Source organism: Flavobacterium geliluteum, assembly GCF_017948595.1.
Classification (GTDB): Bacteria; Bacteroidota; Bacteroidia; order Flavobacteriales; family Flavobacteriaceae; genus Flavobacterium; species Flavobacterium flavipigmentatum.
The window spans coordinates 296,319-321,000 of sequence record NZ_JAGFBV010000001.1 but is presented as its reverse complement, the minus strand read 5'-3'; the positions used below and the strand labels follow the sequence as shown (position 1 = coordinate 321,000).

At 35.3% G+C, this 24,682-nt stretch carries 21 protein-coding genes; 17 read left to right on the top strand and 4 right to left on the bottom strand.

The features are described from left to right. The first annotated feature begins 528 nt into the window (after positions 1 to 528). The 10 genes from J3495_RS01355 to J3495_RS01310 all read left to right on the top strand — a co-directional run bounded on the left by J3495_RS01355 (position 529) and on the right by J3495_RS01310 (position 11,128). Positions 529 to 2,106, top strand: coding sequence for a glycerol-3-phosphate dehydrogenase/oxidase (locus J3495_RS01355; protein ID WP_210664762.1), 1,578 nt, complete (start codon positions 529 to 531; stop codon positions 2,104 to 2,106). 82 nt (positions 2,107 to 2,188) lie between these two features. Further along, the gene (gene miaB, locus J3495_RS01350; protein ID WP_210664761.1) at positions 2,189 to 3,634 is read left to right on the top strand and encodes a tRNA (N6-isopentenyl adenosine(37)-C2)-methylthiotransferase MiaB; all 1,446 of its coding nucleotides are present in this window, start codon (positions 2,189 to 2,191) and stop codon (positions 3,632 to 3,634) included. A gap of 87 nt (positions 3,635 to 3,721) precedes the next feature. Continuing rightward, the gene (locus tag J3495_RS01345) at positions 3,722 to 4,090 is read left to right on the top strand and encodes a GxxExxY protein (protein WP_210664760.1); all 369 of its coding nucleotides are present in this window, start codon (positions 3,722 to 3,724) and stop codon (positions 4,088 to 4,090) included. Between the two features lie 61 nt (positions 4,091 to 4,151). Further along, positions 4,152 to 5,411: a sigma-54 interaction domain-containing protein gene (locus tag J3495_RS01340; protein WP_210664759.1), complete on the top strand. Its 1,260-nt coding sequence runs from the start codon at positions 4,152 to 4,154 to the stop codon at positions 5,409 to 5,411. A gap of 115 nt (positions 5,412 to 5,526) precedes the next feature. Beyond that, positions 5,527 to 6,030, top strand: a complete 504-nt coding sequence (locus J3495_RS01335; protein ID WP_210664758.1) for an LptE family protein — start codon at positions 5,527 to 5,529, stop codon at positions 6,028 to 6,030. Positions 6,031 to 6,124: 94 nt separating this feature from the next. Beyond that, positions 6,125 to 7,177, top strand: coding sequence for a tetratricopeptide repeat protein (locus J3495_RS01330; protein WP_210664757.1), 1,053 nt, complete (start codon positions 6,125 to 6,127; stop codon positions 7,175 to 7,177). Between the two features lie 3 nt (positions 7,178 to 7,180). Beyond that, positions 7,181 to 7,522 (top strand): preprotein translocase subunit SecG, encoded by a 342-nt coding sequence (secG, locus tag J3495_RS01325; RefSeq protein WP_210664756.1) that lies wholly within the window; start codon positions 7,181 to 7,183, stop codon positions 7,520 to 7,522. Positions 7,523 to 7,667: 145 nt separating this feature from the next. Beyond that, the gene (locus J3495_RS01320) at positions 7,668 to 7,955 is read left to right on the top strand and encodes a co-chaperone GroES (RefSeq protein WP_078227434.1); all 288 of its coding nucleotides are present in this window, start codon (positions 7,668 to 7,670) and stop codon (positions 7,953 to 7,955) included. Positions 7,956 to 7,965: 10 nt separating this feature from the next. Continuing rightward, positions 7,966 to 9,594 carry a chaperonin GroEL gene (gene groL / locus J3495_RS01315; protein ID WP_210664755.1) on the top strand — a complete coding sequence of 543 codons (1,629 nt, stop codon included), beginning with the start codon at positions 7,966 to 7,968 and terminating at the stop codon, positions 9,592 to 9,594. 331 nt (positions 9,595 to 9,925) lie between these two features. After that, a complete protein-coding gene (locus J3495_RS01310; protein WP_210664754.1) occupies positions 9,926 to 11,128 on the top strand; it encodes an alkaline phosphatase family protein in 1,203 nt (400 codons plus the stop codon). 2 nt (positions 11,129 to 11,130) lie between these two features. Here J3495_RS01310 and J3495_RS01305 read toward each other — a convergent pair whose 3' ends face one another. The 4 genes from J3495_RS01305 to J3495_RS01290 form a co-directional block, all read right to left on the bottom strand. Further along, a complete protein-coding gene (locus J3495_RS01305) occupies positions 11,131 to 11,655 on the bottom strand; it encodes a DUF4269 domain-containing protein (RefSeq protein WP_210664753.1) in 525 nt (174 codons plus the stop codon). A gap of 237 nt (positions 11,656 to 11,892) precedes the next feature. Next, the gene (locus J3495_RS01300) at positions 11,893 to 14,241 is read right to left on the bottom strand and encodes a mechanosensitive ion channel family protein (protein ID WP_210664752.1); all 2,349 of its coding nucleotides are present in this window, start codon (positions 14,239 to 14,241) and stop codon (positions 11,893 to 11,895) included. A 206-nt stretch (positions 14,242 to 14,447) separates the two neighbouring features. After that, entirely contained in the window at positions 14,448 to 14,657 is a 210-nt protein-coding gene (locus J3495_RS01295; protein WP_236025368.1) for a hypothetical protein, read from the bottom strand. Positions 14,658 to 14,719: 62 nt separating this feature from the next. Then, positions 14,720 to 15,700: a hypothetical protein gene (locus tag J3495_RS01290; RefSeq protein WP_210664751.1), complete on the bottom strand. Its 981-nt coding sequence runs from the start codon at positions 15,698 to 15,700 to the stop codon at positions 14,720 to 14,722. Positions 15,701 to 15,873: 173 nt separating this feature from the next. On the opposite strand from J3495_RS01290, the gene J3495_RS01285 reads away from it, so the two are divergent. The 7 genes from J3495_RS01285 to J3495_RS01255 all read left to right on the top strand — a co-directional run bounded on the left by J3495_RS01285 (position 15,874) and on the right by J3495_RS01255 (position 24,455). Continuing rightward, positions 15,874 to 16,869: a sensor histidine kinase gene (locus J3495_RS01285; protein WP_210664750.1), complete on the top strand. Its 996-nt coding sequence runs from the start codon at positions 15,874 to 15,876 to the stop codon at positions 16,867 to 16,869. Next, on the top strand, positions 16,845 to 17,555 hold the full coding sequence (locus J3495_RS01280) for a LytR/AlgR family response regulator transcription factor (protein WP_210664749.1): 711 nt from the start codon (positions 16,845 to 16,847) through the stop codon (positions 17,553 to 17,555). Before J3495_RS01285 ends, J3495_RS01280 begins: the two co-directional genes overlap by 25 nt. A 374-nt stretch (positions 17,556 to 17,929) precedes the next feature. Next, the gene (locus J3495_RS01275) at positions 17,930 to 18,139 is read left to right on the top strand and encodes a hypothetical protein (protein ID WP_210664748.1); all 210 of its coding nucleotides are present in this window, start codon (positions 17,930 to 17,932) and stop codon (positions 18,137 to 18,139) included. Between the two features lie 78 nt (positions 18,140 to 18,217). Continuing rightward, a complete protein-coding gene (locus tag J3495_RS01270; RefSeq protein WP_210664747.1) occupies positions 18,218 to 19,414 on the top strand; it encodes a hypothetical protein in 1,197 nt (398 codons plus the stop codon). A 268-nt stretch (positions 19,415 to 19,682) separates the two neighbouring features. Next, positions 19,683 to 20,168, top strand: coding sequence for a hypothetical protein (locus tag J3495_RS01265; protein WP_210664746.1), 486 nt, complete (start codon positions 19,683 to 19,685; stop codon positions 20,166 to 20,168). 519 nt (positions 20,169 to 20,687) lie between these two features. Continuing rightward, positions 20,688 to 21,233: a hypothetical protein gene (locus J3495_RS01260; protein WP_210664745.1), complete on the top strand. Its 546-nt coding sequence runs from the start codon at positions 20,688 to 20,690 to the stop codon at positions 21,231 to 21,233. A gap of 180 nt (positions 21,234 to 21,413) precedes the next feature. Further along, a complete protein-coding gene (locus J3495_RS01255; protein ID WP_210664744.1) occupies positions 21,414 to 24,455 on the top strand; it encodes a DEAD/DEAH box helicase in 3,042 nt (1,013 codons plus the stop codon). Positions 24,456 to 24,682 lie beyond the last annotated feature (227 nt).

Below are 24,682 nucleotides of genomic sequence, written 5' to 3'. Positions count from 1 at the left end.
GCAAAAAATTGGAGACAATTACAACTTCAATAATCACTTGATTAAGATGCGCTTTCAATGCATTAGTAAAACTTAGCCACAATCGAGATGAAGTACCATACGTTATCAAAACCAATTTATTACAGGGAAACTGCCTCAAAATAGATTTTGCAATTGGCCTGATAACCGAGCTTAAATGATCTCGAATAATTCGATCTACTATAAGGTATCAATCTTTGCTTCTTTATAAAGTTTTAGAAAAACCTTTAAGGACCTGGGAGCACTAATAAATATTCGAGACTGAACCTAAATATAACGCAATCATAATGACTAATATATTTTAAAACTTTTTTGGTTTTGTTATTTTTTTTCAACCTGTAAGCCTTCATTATGATTTGTTTCTCTATCAAAAGCACCATTAGACTGCTTACTAGCTCCATTCTATAAATGGTTTAAAATTCAACAATAAAAGTACTATATCTGTTTTTATTTAGTTTCTTTATGTTTGTTAAAAGATAAAAAGGTTTTTAAAAAAATAATAAATAATAAATGAACCGAAAAGAACAATTATCAAAATTAAACAAAACTACAGAATGGGATGTAATCGTAATTGGCGGAGGAGCAAGCGGACTGGGTACAGCACTTGACGCAGCCAGCAGAGGTTACAAAACAATTTTGGTTGAAGCAGTAGATTTTGCTAAAGGAACTTCTAGCCGAAGTACCAAATTAGTTCATGGCGGCGTGCGTTATTTAGAGCAAGGAAATATTTCGTTAGTAAAAGAAGCCTTAAAAGAAAGAGGACTAATGGCGAAAAACGCCAGTCATTTAATTAAAAACCAATCTTTTGTAATCCCAAACTACAACTGGTGGGGCGGTTATTTTTACACCATCGGACTCACTATTTACGATCTGTTAGCCGGGAGACTCAGCTTAGGGCGATCAAAATACATTTCAAAGAAAAAAACAATTGAACTACTTCCAACCGTTGAGACAAAAGGCTTGGTAAGCGGCGTAATCTATCATGACGGCCAATTTGATGACTCTCGTTTAGCGATTAACATTGCGCAAACTGCGGTAGAAAAAGGTGCCTGCCTTCTGAATTACACCAAAGTGATAAATTTATTAAAAGACGACAAAAATCAGGTGACCGGAGTTACGGTAAAAGACCAAGAATCGGGCGAGACTTACGATATAAAAGGAACAGCGATAATAAATGCTACAGGGGTTTTTACTAATGCAATCATGAAATTAAACGATACCGTTTACAAAAAATACATTGTTCCAAGTCAAGGAATTCACCTCGTTTTCGACAAATCTTTCTTACCAAGCGACCATGCCTTGATGATTCCAAAAACAAGCGACGGAAGAGTATTATTTGCAGTGCCTTGGCATAATAAAATCGTCGTGGGAACAACAGATACTTTGATAAAAAAACAGAGCCTGGAACCCATTGCGCTGGAAAGCGAAATTGAATTTGTTTTAGAAACAGCACAACGATTCTTGGTAAAAAAACCAACCAGAGCTGATGTCTTATCTGTTTTTGCGGGTTTACGACCTTTAGCAGCACCAAAAGAAGAAGGCAAAAGCACCAAGGAAGTTTCAAGAAGCCATAAAATAATTGTTTCTGAAACAGGTTTAATAACCATCACCGGAGGAAAATGGACTACCTACCGAAAAATCGCTGAAGACATTATAGATAAAGCGATTACTGTGCATCATTTACCTAAAAAAGAATGTACAACAGAACACATTCCCATTCATGGAAATAAAGCAACAGACGCATCAGACCGAGAAAACCATCTATATATTTATGGTTCTGATATCCCTAAATTATTAGAATTACAAAATAACGAAGTCGAATTAAAAGAAAAACTACATCCCAACTATGATTACACTATGGCAGAAGTCGCCTGGGCAATCCGTCACGAAATGGCCAGAACTATAGACGATATTCTGGCAAGACGCGTTCGTTTGTTATTTTTAGATGCAGCTGCGGCTATAGCTTCCTCAGAAAAAGTAGCCCAATTATTAGCTAGAGAATTAGGCCATGACAGAACTTGGATTAAAAAACAAGTGTCTGAATTTAAAACACTTGCAAAAGGATATCTTTTGAGTGAATTTGAATAAATACAAAATACTGTTAATTCTTTTTCTGCCATCTTGTCACATTTATAGGTTTTACATTATCTTTGCACTCTGAAATTAAATGATGGAAAAGATTATTGAAGAAAGTAAACAAGGCGAAAGTCTTGTTTTGGAAAATAAACCCGAGAATACTAAAAAACTTTTTATAGAAAGTTACGGCTGTGCGATGAATTTTTCGGACAGCGAAATCGTAGCTTCTATTTTATCTATAAACGGATACAATACTACACAAACCCTTGAAGATGCAGATCTGGTTTTGGTAAACACGTGCTCTATTCGCGACAAAGCAGAGCAAACAATCCGTAAACGTCTTGAGAAATACAACGCTGTAAAACGCATTAATCCGAAAATGAAAGTAGGCGTTTTGGGTTGTATGGCCGAGCGTTTGAAAAGTCAGTTTTTGGAAGAAGAAAAAATAGTCGATCTTGTTGTTGGGCCAGACGCCTACAAAGATTTACCTAATTTATTAGCTGAAGTAGAAGAAGGCCGAGACGCTATTAATGTAATTTTATCGAAAGAGGAAACCTACGGAGATATTTCGCCTGTTCGTTTAATGAGTAACGGAATCACAGCTTTGGTTTCGATCACCCGTGGTTGCGATAACATGTGTACTTTTTGCGTAGTCCCTTTTACACGTGGGCGTGAGCGTAGCCGTGAACCACAAAGTATTATGAAAGAAATTCAGGATTTGTGGAACAAAGGTTTTAAAGAAATCACACTTTTAGGTCAAAATGTAGACAGTTACCTCTGGTACGGCGGTGGTTTGAAAAAAGATTTCGAAAACGCTTCGGAGATGCAAAAAGCAACTGCTGTTGATTTTGATCAATTGCTTGAAATGGTTGCAGTTGGTTTTCCTAAAATGCGCATTCGATTTTCAACTTCAAATCCGCAGGATATGCACGAAAGTGTATTGCATGTAATTGCCAAACACCCCAATATCTGCAAACACATTCACCTTCCTGTTCAATCCGGAAGTAACAGAATTCTAAAAGAAATGAATCGTTTGCATACGCGCGAAGAATACATGGCGCTGATTGATAAAATTCGAACTATTATTCCGAATGCCTCGATTTCGCAAGATATGATCGCAGGTTTCCCGACAGAAACTGAAGAAGATCATCAGGATACCATGAGTTTGATGGAATATGTAAAATATAATTTCGGTTATATGTATTCGTATTCGGAACGTCCGGGAACTTTGGCCCGAAGAAAAATGGAAGATGATGTTCCCGAAGAAATCAAAGCCAGAAGATTGCAGGAAATTGTAGATCTACAGCAAAAACACGCCTGGTTTCGTAGTGAAGAATTTGTGGGACAAGTTGTTGAAGTTTTAGTCGAAAAAGTTTCTAAAAAATCGACAGAAGAATTCTCTGGAAGAAATTCGCAAAGCATTACGGTAGTTTTCCCAAAAGAAAATTATAAAATTGGTGATTTTGTAAATGTAAAAATCACAAGTTGTACCAGCGGAACTTTGAAAGGAGAAGCAGTGGGATTAAGTGAAATGAATTAATTTTTTTTGCCACAGATTAATAAGATTAAAATGATTTTTTTGTGTTATTTTTCTTATTTTTAAAAACTGTAGTAAAATAAATAATTTATGCAACATTATAGAGAAGCTGAAACGTATACGATTATCGGTATATGCATGGAAGTACACCGAAATCTTGGGCCAGGCTTATTAGAAATAATTTACAAAGACGCTTTAGAAATAGAATTTAAGGAAAATAATATTCTTTTTGAAAGAGAAAAAGAATATTCAATTGAATACAAAGGCAAAATTTTACCTCATAAATTTTGTGCAGATTTTGTACTTAATGAAGACATAATTTTAGAAGTAAAAGCAGTTAAAGAATTTTCAAATGAACATATTGCTCAGATTTTAAATTATATAAAATTATCTAATTCAGAAGTAGGATTGCTTGTCAATTTTCAAACAAAATCACTTCAATATAAAAGATACGTTTGATGAAATTTTAAAAAATCTGTGCTAATGATTTTAATCTGTGGCAAAAAATAAATAAACACAAATGGAAACAGTTCAAGCAATAAAACAGCGATTTGAGATTATTGGTAATGATCCGAAATTAAATCGCGCCATCGAAAAAGCCATTCAGGTTGCCCCTACTGATATCTCGGTAATGGTAACGGGAGAAAGCGGTGTTGGTAAAGAAAACATTCCAAGAATTATTCATTCGCTTTCGCACAGAAAACACGGAAAATATATTGCTGTAAACTGCGGGGCCATTCCGGAGGGAACTATTGACAGTGAGCTTTTTGGTCACGAAAAAGGCGCTTTTACAGGCGCTACAAGTACGCGTGAGGGCTATTTTGAAGTGGCTGATGGCGGAACTATCTTTCTAGACGAAGTTGGAGAGTTGCCTTTGACAACACAAGTGAGACTGCTTCGTGTACTTGAAAATGGCGAATTTATAAAAGTAGGTTCATCTCAGGTTCAAAAAACCAATGTTCGTATTGTGGCTGCAACAAATGTCAATTTATTCAACGCCATCGAAAAAGGAAAATTCCGTGAGGATTTGTATTATCGTTTGACTACGGTCGAAATCACACTGCCGCCTTTGCGTGAGAGAAACGAAGACATTCATTTATTGTTTAGAAAATTTGTTGCCGATTTTGCACACAAGTACAAAATGCCACCTTTAAAACTAGACGATAATGCCGTTCAATTGTTACAAAAATTCAGATGGAACGGAAATATTCGTCAGTTGCGAAATGTAGCCGAACAAATTTCGGTTCTGGAAACCAATCGTGATATTTCGTTAGCCACTTTGCAATCGTATTTACCTACCGAAGGAACTAATTTGCCTTCTGTAATTAGTGATAAGAAAAAAGAAAGTGATTTTAGTACCGAAAGAGATATTTTGTACAAAGTACTTTTTGATATGAAAAGTGACTTGAATGATTTGAAAAAACTTACTTTAGAATTGATGAAAAACGGCTCATCAAAAGTACAGGATATTAATCCAAATTTAATTCAAAAAATATACGGCTCACAGCAAAACGATAGTGAAATAGATTTTGAAGAAGAGCCAAGAACAGCGGTTATGACGCCGGCGGTTCGCGAAGAAAAGTATCAAAGCGTAGATGATAATAATTATCTTTTTGCAGAGACGATCGAAGAAGAAGAAATTTTACGCTTGGAACAAAAAGAAATCGAAATGATCAAAAAATCATTAGAAAAAAACAAAGGAAAACGAAAAGCTGCTGCTGATGAACTGGGTATTTCAGAGAGAACTTTGTACAGAAAAATCAAGCAATTCGATCTTTAAAAAGAAAAAACAATATTAAAATCCCAAATTTCAAATTTACTATCTTTGAACGACTTTTTGAAATTCGAATATTGAGATTTGGAGTTTAAAAAAGTAGATTTTACTACAGATTTTTATGAAAAAAATATATTCTCTTATCGCGATTGTTTGCCTGTTAATGTTTAACAGTTGCTCTGTTTACAACTTTACAGGTGCTACTCCTATTGATGCCGAAACGTTTCAGGTTAACTTTTTTCAGAATAATGCCGATTTGATTGAACCCGGAATTGACAGAGATTTTACATTGGCTTTACAGGATTTGATCATGAATCAAACCAACCTGAATCTGGTAAGTACTAATGGTGATTTGGTTTATGAAGGCGAAATTGTAGATTACAGAGTAACGCCAATGACAGCAACTGCCGATCAGCAAGCGGCACAAAACCGTTTGACAATTCGTGTAAATGTTCGTTTTAGCAACAGAAAAAAAGAAACCGATGATTTTGAAAAAACTTTCGAATTTTATTATGACTTTGAAGGCACCTCTTTACCAACGGGAAGTGTATTAAACGAAGCCATCAGAACCATTTTTGAAAGAATTACTCAGGATATTTTCAATGATTCACTTGCAAAATGGTAGTTTTAGTTTAACCGATACATCGTTTAATCGCTAAAGCGAAAAAACATATCAACGATTAAACAAGTAAACAATTTCAACGATTAAACAAAAAGTAATGACTGTAAACGATTATACATACCTAATTAACAAACCTGATACTATTACAGAAATACAGGCGGATGCGTTAGGCACTGTTTTGAATGAGTTTCCGTATTTTCAGAGTGCAAGAGCATTACGATTGAAAGGACTTTACAATCAAAAAAGTTTTAAGTATAATTATGCATTAAAAGTTACCGCTGCACACACTACTGACAGAGCTGTTTTATTCGACTTTATTACTTCTGAAAGTTTTGCCGCTATTCAAAAAGATTATTACGACAAAAAACTAAAAGCTCTTTTAAACATTACTGTTTTTGATAGTACAATTATTTCGCCTGAAGAAATAAAAGAAGTAACCGAAATACTTATCGATCCTATTGAGCAATCTATTTTAACGTCTATAAAAGAAGCCAACAACACTGTTTTTGAAGGAATTACTGATCCTGTTTCTGAAGAACCGCTGATTAGTACTGAAGAAACAAGCTTTGAAGAAGTAAAACCTGAAGAAATAGAGGAGATAGAAGAGACAAAAGCAATTGAAGAATCAGTAAAAATTGCCGAAGAACATCTGGAAATAGGGAAACCTCTGGATTTTACGATAAACGAAAAACACTCTTTTCAGGAATGGCTGCAATTATCAAGAACACAGCCTATCGACCGAACAAAGGAAACCTCAATAAAACAGGAAGCAGCAATTAAACAAATAATATTGCCGGCTGCCATACCTGATATCGAAAAAATTGCAAAACAGATTGCGGACCCTGAAATACTAGATGAGGAGAAAAAGAAAAAAGCAGAAATAATAAACAAATTTATCGAAACCAATCCGAAGATTTCGCCTATTAAGTCCGGCTCACCTACTGTTCCGATTCAATTTGATATTAATAAAGACGACAATTCGTATTTGATGACCGAGACATTGGCCAGAGTGTATTTAGAACAAAAGAAATATACAAAAGCAATACAAGCATATCAAATATTAATTTTGAAATATCCAGAAAAAATTAGTTTCTTTGCAGACCGCATCGCGGATATAAAGATTTTACAACAAAATAACAATAATAATTAAACAATGAGCACATTTTCAATTTTTTTAGTTTTAATCACAATAGTTTGCTTTCTATTGATCGTAGTAATCATGGTACAAAACCCTAAAGGTGGAGGATTATCTTCTACTATTAGCGGAACACAAATGTTAGGTGGCGTACAAAAAACAACAGACTTTTTAGACAAAAGTACTTGGACCTTGGCTACTATCCTAATTGCTTTAATTTTACTTTCAAGCTTAAGTTTTACAGGAACTTTAAGTGATACTGACTCTAAAATTATTGAAAAAACGGAAGCTCCTGCAGCGAATACACCAGCGGCTCCGGTACAACAAGCTCCTGCTCCGGCAACTCCAGCAGCCAAATAATCATCTTACTATAAAATTTAAATGCCAGCCTGTCAAAGCTGGCATTTTTTTTAGGAAAAAATGTCAGTTTTGGCGCTATTTTAGAGGATGGCACAATTTCTGACCTATAGAGAATCATTACAAATAATATTAAATAATTTAAAATATGGCTTTTAACATTAAACCTATAGGAGGAACTCAAAACAGAATTATCATTGAGCCTGCTCCTGCTGAAACAAGAACTGCAGCAGGTATAATAATTCCAGACACTGCAAAAGAAAAACCTCAAAAAGGAATTGTAGTTGCTGTTGGTGATGATATTAAAGATGAAAATCCAACAGTAAAAGTTGGAGATAACGTAATATTTGGAAAATTTGCTGGAACAGAATTAAAGTGGGATGGTAAAGATTATCTAATTATGAAGGAAAATGAAATTTTTGGAATACTACTATAAATAAAAAAAAATGGCAAAAGATATAAAATTTGATATTGAAGCACGTGACGGATTAAAACGTGGTGTTGATGCATTGGCAAATGCTGTAAAGGTAACGCTTGGACCAAAAGGTCGTAACGTAATTATCGGAAAATCATTTGGTGGACCAACAGTTACTAAAGATGGTGTTTCTGTTGCAAAAGAAATCGAATTAAAAGACCCATTAGAAAACATGGGCGCACAAATGGTAAAAGAAGTTGCTTCTAAAACCAATGATTTAGCAGGAGACGGGACTACAACTGCTACCGTTTTAGCACAAGCTATCGTAAAAGAAGGTTTGAAAAACGTTGCTGCAGGTGCAAACCCAATGGACTTGAAACGTGGTATTGATAAAGCTGTATTGGCAATTGTTGCTGACTTAGCCAAACAATCTACACAAGTTGGAACAAATACCGAAAAAATTAAACAAATTGCATCTATCTCTGCAAACAATGATGAAATAATCGGAGATTTAATTGCTGAAGCATTTGATAAAGTAGGTAAAGAAGGTGTTAAAACCGTAGAAGAAGCCAAAGGTACTGAAACATATGTAGATGTTGTTCGTGGAATGCAGTTTGACAGAGGATATCTTTCTCCTTACTTCGTAACAAACCCAGAGAAAATGGAAGTTGAACTTGAAAATCCATACATCTTATTATACGACAAAAAAGTTTCTTCTTTAAAAGAATTACTACCTGTTTTAGAGCCAGTGGCACAATCGGGAAAACCATTATTGATTATTGCTGAAGATGTTGATGGTGAAGCTTTATCAACGTTGGTTGTAAACAAATTAAGAGGTGCTCTTAAAATTGCTGCTGTAAAAGCGCCTGGTTTTGGAGACAGAAGAAAAGCAATGTTAGAAGATATAGCTATTTTAACAGGCGGAACTGTAATTTCTGAAGAGAGAGGTTACACTCTAGAAAATGCTACTATTGAATTATTAGGAACAGCAAAAAAAATTAGCATTGACAAAGACAACACCACTATAGTAAGTGGTGATAATGATTCTGAGTTATTAAAAAATCGTATAAACCAAATTAAAGGTCAGATAGAAACTACAACATCTGATTACGATAAAGAAAAATTGCAGGAACGTTTAGCAAAATTATCTGGTGGTGTTGCTGTTCTTTACGTTGGTGCTGCTTCTGAAGTAGAAATGAAAGAGAAAAAAGACAGAGTAGACGATGCTTTACACGCAACCCGTGCGGCTGTAGAAGAAGGAATTGTTGCTGGTGGTGGTGTTGCTTTATTAAGAGCAAAAGGTGCATTAGCAGGAATTAAAGCTGATAACGCTGACGAGGCAACCGGAATCCAGATTGTAGCTCGCGCTATCGAGTCTCCTTTGAGAACGATTGTTGAAAATGCAGGTCTTGAAGGTTCTGTTGTAGTGGCTAAAGTTGCCGAAGGAACTGGCGATTTTGGTTACAACGCAAAAACTGACGAATATGTAGACATGCTGAAAGCAGGAATCATCGATCCTAAAAAAGTAACTCGTGTAGCACTTGAAAATGCTGCTTCTGTTGCCGGAATGATCCTGACTACAGAATGTGCCTTGATTGATATTAAAGAAGAAAACGCTGGTGGAATGCCAATGGGTGGCGGTATGCCGGGAATGATGTAATCGTTCTTTTCTTAAAATTTAAAACGCCGGATTTAGATCTGGCGTTTTTTTTTTATTTTGCCACAGATTAAAAGATTACAAAGATTCGTTTGTCACAAACTCCCCAAATTTCCGCGAATTAATTTCCTGGCAACTGTGCTTAAAAATTTGTGCTAATTTGTGAAATTTGTGGTAAACTTTATTAAGCTATTTTCATTTACAGATTAAAAAAATCTCACAGATTAATCCATTTAATCCTTTAATCTGTGGCAACCTTGTCTTTAGTTTAACATTCTCTTTTTCATTAAAAATTAGTTTATCAATATCTTTACTTCTTTATTAAAATTACAAAATGAGAAAATTTATCCCTCACCTTTTATCTTTTACCTTTTTACTTCTTTCCACCCTTTCGTATTCCCAAAGCAGCAAAAATTCTTATGTAGTTTTGGTTTCGATGGACGGGTTTCGTTGGGATTATGCAAAAAAGTTTCATCTTCAAAATTTAAAACAGATTGCGCAGCTAGGTGTTCATGCCAAGTCGATGCGTCCTTCTTATCCAAGCAAAACATTCCCGAATCATTATGCGATGGTGACAGGGCTTTATCCGGATCATCATGGCATTATAAACAATGTTTTTTATGATGCCACTCTCAACGAATCGTTCTCGTTGTCTACAAAAGCAAAAAACGACTCTCGCTTTTATGGCGGCAACCCAATCTGGAATGTTGCCGAACAACAAGGCGTGAAAGCTGCTTCTTTTTTCTGGCCAGGCTCAGATCTTGACCAAAAAAGACCTAGTATTTACAAAAACTATGATGGAAAAATTCCTTATGAAACCCGAATAGACACGATTGTAAAATGGCTCAGCCTTCCCGAAAAAGAACGTCCTCACCTTGTTACTTTATATTTTGACGAACCCGATCATACTGGACATACTTACGGCCCACTCTCTCCCGAGAATAAAAAAATGATCCTCAAAATGGATAGTATTATCGGACAATTGACTTCCAAACTTGATCGATTAGCCATCGGCAAAGAAATCAATTTGATTATTGTTTCAGATCACGGAATGGCCGACATAAGTGATGATAAAAAAATAGCAGTTCTGGACTATCTAAAGCCTGATTGGCTCGATTATAAAACGGTTATCAACCCGATTATGAGTTTGCAGGCCAAACCCGGCTATCAGGATTCTATAGCAAAAGCATTAAAAAAAGTACCGCATATCAAGTTCTGGAGAGCTGGTCAACTCCCGAAAAGACTGCATTATGGCACTAATCCTAGGGTACATGATTTTGTTATTGAAGCTGAGAAAGGATATAGTTTGGTTAGTAAAAATACCCAGAATATAAAAGGAGGAACACATGGTTACGACAACAAGCAAAAGGACATGCAAGCCATTTTTTATGCAAAAGGCCCAGCGTTTAAAGAAAATAAAGAGGTAGGAAGTTTTCAGAATATTGCTATTTATCCTTTAATTGCGCACATTTTGGACCTTAAAATTGAAGAAGTTGACGGAAAACTGAGCGAAGTAAAAAAGGTGCTAAAGGAATAATATCAGATTTTGTATTCCAGTAATGCTTGATAAGGGTTTCCTTTTAATTCCAGAAGCTTGCTAAAAGCAGGTTCTGTTTTATAGCCTTGCTCTTTTAGCTTGATGATTTCTAATCTAAAATTATCTCCTTTTGCCTGTAGAATTTTATGCTCGATGATCATGTGGCGATAGCCATTTTGCTTTTTGACCGGAATGTTTTGAGCAAAAATTTCAATTTGAAAATTGGCAATGCTAAAGTTGGCGATCACTGAATCTATATTGTCTATTAACGCTTCGCGAATCGTATAATGACTTTTGGTGCTAAAATTATCCTGCAGCTGGGTTATAAAATCGGTTTTGGATTTGTAGCAGCAAATGATATCGAGATCGCTGTTGTCGGTATCGATATTGATCGGGATGGTGCCTACCAAGAGCGGATCAAAGTTAGAGAGAAGTACTAAAACCTGATGTTGAGTCAGGACTTCAAACGCTTTTTGTTGTTTAAAATTTCCGTCTTTTAAATAATCGATGGTACTGAAATCTATCATGCTACTGCTTTTTAAGCAAAAATACGCGTAAGTCGCTTATGTTGGTCACCTAAAATATTCTTATGAAAATAACTGCCCTAGCCCAGACAGGAGCGGCATCCTTTTGTTGCCTTCTTTAGGCAGCAAAAGATAGAGCGGATGGCTGGATTGGCTACAAATAAAAATATTGCTTTATAATCCAGCACGTATCGCTTGCTATTCTTTTATATCATAAAATATCTAAAAACCCTTCTTTTTTTAAGTCGAAAAACCAAGGCTCTTGGCTTTAAAACTAGCAAAAAGTACCTGACGTGCACTGCTAATTGTTTCTTCGGTGCGGTAAATGCTGCACCAGAATTTTATTTGCAATTTGTATTTTCCGTCAGAAATGGCAGTGTAAAAAATTTGCGGTGCTCTTGTATTGTTAATCAAAGGCAGGCTTTCGAGGGCTTCTATCACGATGGCATTAATTTCGTCGGGAGTAACTTCACCTGTTATTTCGATGGCTATTTCAACGAGTTTAAAATTGTCGGTATACGTCCAGTTAGTGATGCTTTGTGAGAGTAAATTCCCGTTCGGAATAATGATTTCAGCTCCATTGGGCGCATTGATTTTTGTGGTTCGCAATCCCATCGATTTTACGCGACCTGATTCTGAGCTTATTTCGATAACATCTCCGATCTGAATTGGTTTATCAAAAATTAAAATCACACCCGAAACAAAATTGTTTACAACATTTTGCAACCCAAGTCCAACCCCGACACCTAAGGCCCCTAAAAGGATGCTTAGTTTGTCTAATGGCATTCCGGATGCCGCTACTGCGAGCAAATATCCTGCAGTAAGCACGACAAGCCTGGTAACAAGCAGTTTTGAATGTTGTCGTTTATTGATGTTCTCTTCATTCTCATCATCGATTTCGCCAAAAAAGTACGCAACGTATTTTTGCAGCAGATGCGCTACCCAAATGATGATAAAAAACAGCACAATATTTCCTAATGTAAAGGTGATGCTTCCGATAGAATTAGGACGATTCAGCAGCGATTGAAAAGAAGATCGCAGCGATTCCCAAATATTAAGATTGGAGGCAATTACCACAATCCACATGTAGGTAATCACAATAATAAAAGGCTTTTTGAGGGTATCTGAAAGGCTTTCGTGGTCAAAAATCTTCTCGAGTCCGCGTTTTATTCTTGTGGTATAAATTTGCAAAAGAATAATTTCTAAGATTATTTTCAACAGGACACTAAGCGCGATAATCTGCGTTAAGGCAATAAAAGAGGTCAGGCTAAGCATGTTAGAAAGAGACACTCTGCCAAAAATATTAAAAAGGATTGCCAAAGCATTTAGTCCTATAAAAAGGATGCTGGCCCACTTAAAGAATCCTTTGATATAAAGTTCTTCTTTGATCGTTTTTAATTGTACCCAACCATAACGAACACCAAAAATATTGATGATAATCATGATGCAACGCTGCAAAAAACCGATTCCGATAAAAAGATCAACGAAGCAAAGCGTACCAAATAACGCCAAAAGAAAACCCCAGTTTCGGATGGCTACCTTTGACCAATTGTTTTTGAATAAAACGGTGAGAATTCCAAGCAGAAAGAGCTGCAGTAGCTCTATAAACAACGCCGGCGCATATAAATTGCTCACCACCGCAATATTAAGACCAATTACCAATACGGGCAGTAAAACACCTTTGTTGAGATAAGTAAAACTAAAATGAGACAGATTTTCGTCCAGGCCTTTTGTTTTCAGGTATTTGATGTTGCGTAAAATATACCAAACCAGCAGTCCCATAAAAAAGACCAAAGCCATCAAACCTCCTGCTCGGTAACTGAGGTAATAGACTGCAATATTTTCTTCTATAATTATTTTTGCTTTCAGATTTTGAGTAACTGCTTTGTTAGGAACAGCGTCGCTCGTATTCCATAAAAACGGATATTCTTTTTTAACGATACTTATTCCCGATTTTTCGAGCCTGTTTTCTACCATTACCAGTGCATTAGACACGGCAATCCTTCTTTGTACTGTGAGTCTTTTTTTAGCATTTAAAAGACCCTGATTGTGCGTCATCAGGCTATCTGTACTGAGATATTTACTTTTAAGATTGGCAAATTCTTTTTTGAATTGCTTGCGGCGAATAGTATCTTTTAAGAGACCGATCAGGGTTTTGTCTTTGCGCAGGTCAATTACTCGCTTTTTTATTTTTTCGAGTTTTGTATTGTGCTCGTTAATAGCATTGTTTTGCTCGTCTAGTTCCTGCTGAATCTCGTTGAGCACGATTCGGTACATTTGCTGATTGCGCACATTGGGGTTGGCCCCTTTTAGACTCCCAAAAATCTGGTCGAGTTTGCTCTGTGTTCTTTTAATTTCTCCAAACAAACGATACGTTTCCCTCTGAAAATCGGCATCCTTATACGCCGATTCCATTACCTCATCGGCTTTTTCTATGGCAATAAGATAAGCACTGTCGGTGGCAGTAGTATCGTTAAATAATTTTGGGCGACTTTCTGTCTTTGGCTTTGTTTGCGAATACGTTATTTGCGCAGCAGGCAATACAACCAGCAAAAGCAGCAAGAGGATGGGTTTTATTTTAAAAATCATATTTTAGAATGTATTAGGGGCCTTCAAATTTATTTATTTCTACCCAATACAACACTAAAATAGGAAATGAATTATTAGGAAAAATAATTTAATTGTAAACATTCTTCCGCTACAGCGAAATAAATAAATTTCAAGAAGCCTGCTGTATCAGGAAAACTGTTCCAGCAACAACACTATACATACTAGTACAAACTTTATCATACCCATTAATCTAAAACAGCACAGCTGTACCCAAGATGATTTAAATACTCTATAATACTTGCTGGCTCCAACTCACTCGCTTCTACACGCAATATTTTGTCACAATCTTCTAAATCAAAATTGATTTTATACATCGGGAATTGCCTTTTGATAATTGCGATAATAAAATTTGTATCTTTTTCTTTCTGAACATTTGTTTTAAATACTTCGACCATAATTAATTGTTTTATGATTTTACGATAAATGAAATTTGAAATCACTCTGATAACCAATTACACTAAAACGGATTGTAAGAGAGCCCCAACCTAAAATAACCCTGAGCATCTTCTTTTTGATCGTAAATGTATTTGTTGGTTCGCTCACCTCTTTCGGTAATTCGTGTATTCAAAACATTATTCACGCCTGCTTTTAAGGTGCCTATTAATCCTGGCAGGATATGATATTCGTACGTGATGCCCGACTTTAGCTCCAACTGGCTCAACTCATAAATTCCGTTGATTGTGGGGCCCTTCAGATTCAGGTAAAAGTTCTCGCTATTGAGTTCTGTACCCAATCCGATGCGGCCATTTTCTAGCAATTGCCTTCTGAATAAAAGTCGCTGCGGGAGAATAAAATCAACATCCCATTTACTGTTTTCAAATTTATGATTATAAGTAAAAAGCGGTGTAACCGGAATAATCGCCGAAGGATCCAGCATGGCCAAAGCCCCCACTGTAATGGTGGTATTCTGAGTTTTCCTGAGTACCAGATTGGCTGTAAAAAAACCTTTTATACGCTGTACATTTTCGTGATTTCCATCTGCTGTCACGGTAGCATTGTAAATAATCGGTTTGCGAAAAAGTGTTGCCATATACGTAGCGCTCAAAGCGGCCGCCAAATAATGAATATTTTGTATGCCTCTGGAATAAGCAACAGTAGAACCGGCGCTGTAGGTTTCTCCAAAATCGTAGCTTTCGTATTTATAACGCAACGAACCCGTTGCGATAAACCGTTTAGAGTTTGATACATAAAACGGCATGTTAAAAGCTCCTCTCAAGCGGGTATGGCTCTCTATTCTGCCTCTCTCGAATGGTTCGCCAAATAATTTTGAACTAAAATTAGAAGGCCCAAGTTGCTCGTACTGCACATCAAAAGTTCTGGTATTGGGGAACTTATCGGTTATCGCTTTACCAAAAGTTTTCATGGTAGTCTCTTTGTCCTGCGCCACTACAGTCAAAGACAGGCAAACGAAAAATATAGTAATAACTTTTACTCTCATAGATGGATAAAAATGGATTTTGATGATGATTGAAACTCCGGACAAATGTAGTCGGCAAGCCTTTATTACAATAGCTATTTTATACTAGTGGCGTATTTTTTATACCAATGGCGTTTGCATAATTTTAGGCGCCAAATGACTATAAATTATAATATTACCTTAATTTTGCCGTTATGACGATTCTTAAAATTTATCAGAACTTTTTCCTCAGAAATCTCATCGTAAACCTGCTTGTCATCGGTATTATTTTTGTTTGTATTTATGATGAAATGAATTATGCCGAAAAAGACTCTCTTGTTTTATTACAAAAAATTTGTCTGGGCTACATTCCCATGTATTTTGGCGTAGCCTTTAGTAATATGTTCATCATCCATAAATTTCTTTTTAGAAAAAAGTACCAAATTTTCTGGGTAGTGTTTATTCTGTACTGGGTTTGCTTTTATAGTTTAATGACCCATTACTTTTTTTATGTAGGCTTAGGAAAAACAAAAACATTGTCTATAATATCGCTCATTTTCAACGGTACCTGCTTGTATTTCCTTCATGTTGTGATCATGAAAAAAGTCTCGCAAACAAACAAAGACATCATCAACTTTAAGTCGGAACTATCTTTTTTGAAGCAGCAATTAAACCCACATTTTTTGCTTAATGCCATGAACAACCTTTACGGAGAAGCATTGACAGAACCCGACAAAGTACCCGATAGAATCCTGAATTTATCAGACATGCTTCGGTATCAGATCGAGGCCACCAAAAAAGATTATGTCCTGATAGAAGAAGAAATCGACTTTATCAAAAAATACATCGACTATTATACTTTTCAGAACGAGCGCCTTGCTATTACCCAGGATTATGAAGGCTCGTTTGACCACATCGAAATTCCGCCGCTATTCTTTTTGCCTTTGGTAGAAAACGCTGTAAAATTCTCTGCCGAAACCACCGCCCCTTTTATTACCGTTCATCTGAAAGTAAAAGGCAACGATTTGTCTTTTACCCTAAAGAACAACTTCTTGGTATGTGGCTCGAGACTTTCGAGCACCGGAATCGGAATAGGAAATCTAAAAAGACGTCTAGAAGTACACGGTTTGCATCACGAACTAAGCTGCAAAAAAGATAAAAATACCTTTATCGTAAAACTAAATATATGGGACTTACCTACCGCTGTCTGATCATTGATGATGAGTCGCCGGCGCACAAGGCTCTGGCATCGCATATTTCTAAATTTGAAGATCTGGAGCACTCCGGAAGTGCTTTTAGCGGTATGGAAGCTGTAAAAATGCTCAACAAAAACAAGTACGACATCATTTTTCTCGACATCAATATGCCCTTGATTTCGGGCGTAGAACTCATGGAGCTGCAGCCCAACAGACCGCTTACCATTGTTACAACCGCGTATTCAGATTATGCGCTTTCGGCCTATCAAAATGATGCTATTGATTATTTGCTCAAACCTATTTCGCTAGAAAAATTTACAAAAGCCATCACAAAAGCCAAGACTTTTTTCTCTGGCAATACCTTAAAAAAAGAAAGCACTGACGATTTACAATCACTCTCGTACCGCATAAATGGTCAGATGACAGAGATGCTCTTAAGTGATATTATTTTTATCGAAAGTTTGGGCAACTACCTCAAGCTTTACAGTACCACACTACGCTCTCCGGCCATTATTTACGGCTCCTTGTCTAGTATTTCCACCGAGATCAACCATGCCCATTTTGTTCAGGTACATCGCTCGTACCTTGTTAATACCCGCAAAATATTGTCGGTAAATGCTAAAACGTTGACCATGTGCAACAGCAAAATTATACCTGTGGGAAGAAAATACGAAATATTGCTACAGAACCTTTTGCGATAACAAGAGAGGAATTTGGGTGATGCTTCACTATTTCACAAGATCATTTTTTCGTTAGCTCTTCTATCCGGTTTGCTTCTTTTACAGCAATCAACACCTCTACATTTTTAGGCACAATTCTATAGTCTGGACTTAGCTATCTAAGTTCGGCTACTTTACGATGCTAGCAGTATTTTGGGTTAGATGTCGTTGTGCTTTAAATTAACGATATTAAAAAAACATCCAAAACACCCTCTAAAAAAGGGGCATTTCCCCCGAAATTTTTATTCTAACTGTCCCTTACTTTGCTATAACAAAACGGAGTAGCCGAAAACCGATTAGAGTAGGCATCAATAAAAAAGTGCGGCGTCAGCACTCTAATCACTGACAACTGTAAGATGGATATTAGAGCAAAAAAAAGAGAATTGTCCTTAGAAGAATTTAAACATTTGGCACAGCCAGAAGTATGGACAGCAATAAAATTAGATGCTGCGAGCGGTAAAGGTTTTTCGGCTTGCCACAAATTAATCTTTGAAAAAACAGGTATGTGGGTAGAAGAATTAGTGCCAATTTTTAGAAAGCTTGATGCTAATCTTAATATAAAATAATTTGAAGCTTAAAAATTTGGGGAACTAATGGATAGCGTTCCCCAAATTTTACCTTTTATATAATTAAAATACATCAAAATGCTAAACGATCACTTTTTTGAATACGCAAGCCAGAAGATTACAGAAGGACAATCTTTTTATGCCTCTCATATAAAATTGATGGTACAATCGCTGAATAAAGAACTTTATGAGTTATTGGATCCTACCAACGATGCTATTTTTCTTAATCCGATGTTGTTTGCTTTTTTAAATGACGATACTGGCAAGATTACATTAGAACAAATTCTTTACGGGGCAGTACCTCCAGAAAAAAGAATGCAACGTGTTACGGTTGTATCCAATTCTAAAGGACAAATTTATTTACCCCTTTATGGCTGTATCACCCTGCCTGTTCTAAAAGAGCAGCACTATACGCTCATTACTCACAACAAAGACCTTCGTATCGAAGTTTTTGATGGCACTACTTTGATTCCGCACCTATTCAGAACCAATCCCGTGCTTCACGAGTCAAGGGTTGAACTGCAATGTGTCTCTAATTATTTTACCGAGCACTACCTTCCCGAAAACTACGCTAGTCAGCCCTCTTTTTGCAGCAAGCCAAAAAAGGTCGAGGAACTTCATCAAGCTGTTGCAATACTCCAACAACAATACCCTCGTTACTACAGTTTGTTTTGCCAAACCACAAAATGGCTGTTGCCGTTTACCAATTCAAAATCTAATTCTTTTGCCTCCTTGGGCATGCATGGCGTTGGGTTTATCAACACCTACAAAAGCACAGGAGTTGTTGGCTATCTTGAAGACATTGTACACCAATGCGGGCACGTGCTTTTTAGTGCGCTTACGTACGACACGGGTGCCTATTTTACGATTCCGCCTGTAACGGCTATTAAAGATTTTACCAATGACCCAAACGATGACAGAACCTTTTATGTTCTTTTACACGGTGTTTTTACCGAAGCCTTAATGTGCGAAGCATTTGATATTTGCCTTCAAAACCATGTTTTTGACGCTCAGAAAGAACACGAACTAAAAGGCCGTTACGCCTATATATTACTGCGTTTTGTGCTGGATATTCAAATCCTTCTCAATCACAATTATTTTACACCGGAAGGACAAACACTATTCGATGCCATTTACAACCACATGGTCGAGCAATACAAAAAACACAGCAGTCTCTTGCAAACTTACGACCTCACCAACCAACCTTATAATTTTGATTTGACCAAATTTAACGCCAAAAACAAAATGCCAAAAACCGAACACTCTTCGTTTTAAAAACTAAAAATAAGCACTTTAACTCGAGTACATCTTCTTGATACTAAAATATAAATACGCCTACCCTACCCCAAAAAAACTTACGCAAAGGCAACAAACCTTTGCGTTTTTTGTTCGAGAATCCGTTAGAAAAAGGATCATAAATATACCACAGATTAAAAAAGTAAAATTCTTACATAAATATTAACATTTTGTAAGTTAAATTCTGTAATTAATGTTTTAATTTTAAGCTTTTAAATAAAATAGTAACCTTAAAACATTAAAAATCATGTCTTTAGAAAATTTAAACGGATTACACTACACTGCTGCAGAAAAAGCAGCTATTTTAGCAAGCGTGAGTGCTTTAGAAACCACATTGACACCCAAATTCAAGAACCTTTCGCCAGAAGAAAGAACCAAGTACGGCAGTGTCAACGAGCAGAACAAACTCCTGATTAACAAAATCAAGGATTTTAGAACCAGCCAGCCCACAATGAGCAGCCCCGATATCGACTGGATCGAGTTTCAGAACGATTATGACTCGAGAGAGTTTCTGCAAAACATGATCATGCGACTAGAAGGCATTATACAAAGCCTTAAAAACAACAAAATCCTGCACGATTACGACAATTATCAAATGGCGCTGACCGATTATGATTATAGCAAATACAAATCGAGCACCAAAACAGCAGGTTTTGAAGTAAAAGCAAACGAGCTGTCGCAGTTTTTTAATCGAACCGCAACTTCTAAAAAAACCGAAGATCCTACTGAATAAGTAGCACCTACATTTATTATTATAAAGCCTTTTGAAATTTGATTTTCGAAAGGCTTTTTTTTTGAATGAATGTTACAAAAACAGGTCGTTTGGGGTTCCGAACTCCATCGATGGGGTTCTAAGCCCCAAATTTGACGTCCCGAGCCCCATTCTTGGGGTTCCGAACGTCAAAAATGGGGTTCCAGACGTCAAAAATGACGTCCTTGGGGGCCAAATTTGGGGTTCCGAACGTCATTTTTGACGTTCGGAACCCCATCCGAGGAGTTCAGAACCCCAAACGAGGGGTAAATTAGACCATTACTGCATGACAAAACCCCAACGCTGCACCAAAACACGTATAAATACCTGCTCCCCTATCTTTATTTAGTGGTATACTTGTCTGAAATAAATACTAACCCCATTATGGTTTCCCGTAAAAATCATAATTACAGATGGTTGATATTTGTTTTTGAAATTAATGAGGGAACGGTTATTAATTATTGGTGAGCACAAAAACATTATAAAACGATTAAATCTACTATGGACAAATTAGAGACAATTAATATAAAACTACGAGAACTTAATTCTGAATTAATTGAATTAGCCGATTCAATTAATTTTGAACAAATTTGTGAATTTAACCTAGAGCACTGTGCGACTACAATTCCTTGGAACAATATTGTATATTCAGGCGTTTACTTAATTGAAATTAAGAATGATTTAAAATTTAATGATTTTACAAGTTGGGTAGAAAACTTTAGAGAGGAATGGGAAGACCCGAGATATAAATTACGTTTTGTTTCTAATTTGCGAAAAATTAGAATCAGTCAACATTCAGAACTTAAAGAATGGATTCCAATTTATATTGGGAAATCGAAACAAATTGGAGGTCGAATTCATCAGCATATTTACAAAGAACTTGTTAAACCAACATTTGCTTTAAAGCTGAACGAAAGAGAAAATATGAAAAAATATACTTTTCGTCTTAGCACAATAAAAGTATCCCCCGATAACTACGACTGGGTAATGCCTGTCTTTGAAAGAACTTTGAGAAATAAAATTCATCCAATCATTGGGAGACAATGATTAATAAGATATTCAAGATGACTATGCAAATAGTACCGTTTGATAATCGATGTAAAATAAATAATATTTAAAACCGACGCTAAAATTTGCATTTCAATCTAAATAAGGAAAGATAAACGAAATTTTATTTAGTATGTATAGTAGTTAGGCGACAGCATATAGAACAAGACACAATAAACAATGAAGTATTTAAAAACAATAATTTCCAAGAACGCAATCATTCAAAAAGTTGAAGATAATAATTCTGATTTTTTGGATTGTGCTGACATTGTAAAATCTTGGAAAAACGGACTGATTTTAAAACAAGAAGATATAGAAAATGGAGCTGTTGGATTAAGAAATCCTCAAATTGGTGCTGTTTATTCAATTCTTTCACATTGGACACATTCAAATCAAGTAGGAACAATTGTAATGCCAACGGGTACGGGTAAAACTGAAACAATGTTGTCTGTTTTAGTTATGGCGCAAGTTAACAAACTTTTGATTATTGTGCCAACCGACCCATTGAGAAAACAAATTTCTGAAAAGTTTATAAATCTTGGGCTTTTATATACACTTGGACTTTTAGACAGAAAGGTATTATTCCCAGTTGTTGGTGTAATAAAATCAAATTTTGACACAGAAGAAAACGCAAATTTATTTTTTCAAAAGTGTAATGTAGTTGTAGCTACTGCAAGTATTATTTCAAGAGTTGCAAATCAATATTTGTCTGTTCTTAAAAATCATTTAACAGGTATATTCATTGACGAAGCACACCATACAGAAGCCACAACTTGGAATAATTTTAGAGAAAACTTAAAAGACAAAAAAATAATTCAATTTACTGCAACGCCTTTTAGAAATGACGATAAAATGCTTGGAGGAAAAATAATTTTTAATTATCCATTACGAAAAGCACAAGAAGAAGGTTATTTCAAAAAAATTGATTTTATTAAACTTCACCATTACGGCAATCAAATTGAAAAAGATAAAGCAATTGCTGAAACTGCAATAAAACAGTTAAGAATAGATAAAGCAAAATTTCCTCACATATTATTAGCAAGGGTTGGTAAAACAAAAAGAGCTAATGAAGTATTTGAGATTTACAAATTATACGATGAGTTTAGAGTTGTTAAAATTCACTCACAATTACCTTCACGAGAAAAGACAGAAATTTACAATAAAATTATTAACAAAGAGATTGATATAATTATTTGTGTGGATATGCTCGGAGAAGGATTTGATTTACCTGAGCTCAAAATTGCAGCATTTCACGATATTCGTAAAAGTTTGCCAATTACACTTCAATTTATCGGTAGATTTACCCGAACCAAGTATGATGAAGAATTAGGGAACGCAACAATAATAGCAAATGTTGCAGATTTAGAAGTAACAAATGAATTAGAAGATTTATATGCCCAAGATGTAGATTGGAATATTTTATTGCCTAACATAAGCCAAGACAAAACCCAAAAAGAAATAGATTTATACGAATTTTTAAATGGCTTTTCAAATTTAGAAGAATTTCCTCTATCTATCCACAGTTTAAAACCCGCACAAAGTACAGTAGTCTTTAAAAACAATACCGAAAGTTGGTTTCCCTCAAACTTTAAACAAGGGTTGCAAAATATAGATGGTTATGATTTAGTTCGTCACAGTATAAATTTAAAAGACCAAACGTTGATAATTTTAACAGCCAAGAAAAATTTAAAAGATTGGGTGAATAGTGATAATATATTTGACTTCTCCTGGAATTTACATATCGTTTATTGGGAGACAAAAAAGAACCTTTTGTTTATTCATAGTTCGGACACAAAGAGTTTGCATATAGATTTAGCAAAAGCAATTATTGGCGAAGACGCACAAATAATTAATGGTGAAAACGATGGTGCCATTTTTAGAGTTTTAAGCGGTATTAAAAGATTGAAATTACAAAATGTCGGGCTTGTTGAAGTACTAGGGAAATTGATTCGTTTTCAAATGCGAGTTGGCTCTGATATTGAAGCAGCATTAAGCCAGACTCAAATCAACAATTCCAAAAAGTCATTTATTTTTGGTAGTGGTTATGAAAATGGAGTAGATAATAATATTGGTTGTTCTTATAAAGGTCGTATTTGGTGCAAGAGAAAAACAAATTTATCTGAATTTATAAATTGGTGTAAACAATTAGGGAATAAAATTACAGATACTACTATTGATAGCGAAGAAGTTTTAAGAGGTACATTAATGCCTAAAGCAATTACACAAAGACCGAATTTGTTCCCATTTTGTATTGATTGGAGTGAAGAGTTTTATTTAAACTCAGAATTACGATATACTTTTATAATTAACAATATTACTTACGATTTTTATAATGTTAGTTTAGTTTTAGTAAATCCTTCTAATACAAATAATATCAAATTAGGATTTGAAGTTGATGGAAAAATAATACTTGAATTAGAATTAGAAATTTTCACAAATCCCCAAAATTTTTCAGATTACAGATTTATAAAAACAAATCCTCAATTAGTGGCACAAATTAAATTTGGTACAAAAGAGCAAAGCATAGAAAATTATTTTTATGAAAACCCACCAGTAGTTTGGTTTGCCAATGGAGATTTTTTAGAAGGGAATAATTATATTGAGCTGAAAAGTCTAATAAATCCATACAACAAAGAATTAATACAATCTTGGAATTGGACAGGAATTGATTTAAGTATAGAATCACAAGGTGTTAATCCCAAAAAAGCAAACTCAATTCAATACCGAAGTTTAGAAATTTTAAAAGCCATTGATTATGATATTATATATGATGATGATGGTTCAGGAGAAATTGCAGACATTGTAACTTTTAAAATTTTAGATGATAAGATTGAAGTTGAACTTTATCATATTAAATATTCAAAAAGCGGAAAAGTGGATAGTCAAATTTCAAATTTATACGAGGTTTGTGGACAAGCACAAAAATCTGTAAATTGGAAGTTTAAAAAGAATAAAGAGTTTTTGGAACACTTATTACGAAGAGAAATAAAAAAAGAAAAAACGGCTACTTGTTCAAGATTTGAAAAAGGGACAAAAGATGACTTAGTGCGAATTTTAGATTTAGTACATAGTAGAATACCTCTTGAATTTAAAATTTATATTATTCAACCTAGTATTTCAAAAGCGACTGTGACCGAACAACAATTAACATTATTTGGAGTAACAGAAAATTATTTAATGGACAGAGCATTAATTAAATTAAACATAATTGGTAGTGCTTAAAATGCCGATTGCCTAATACGGGGTTTGGCAAAAGCGGGACTTTTGTACTAGGCTAACCATTTGTACTTTCTATTAGCTATTCTACTAAATTTGAACTTTAGTACTTTCTAAACTGTAGATAGAGCAGATTTTCAATCCATGCCCGCAACAATAAGAACTACTTAAAACAGTAACTTAATTTTCAGTGTGGGTACACATCGTCAATCTGTGCTATTGTTATAAACTAC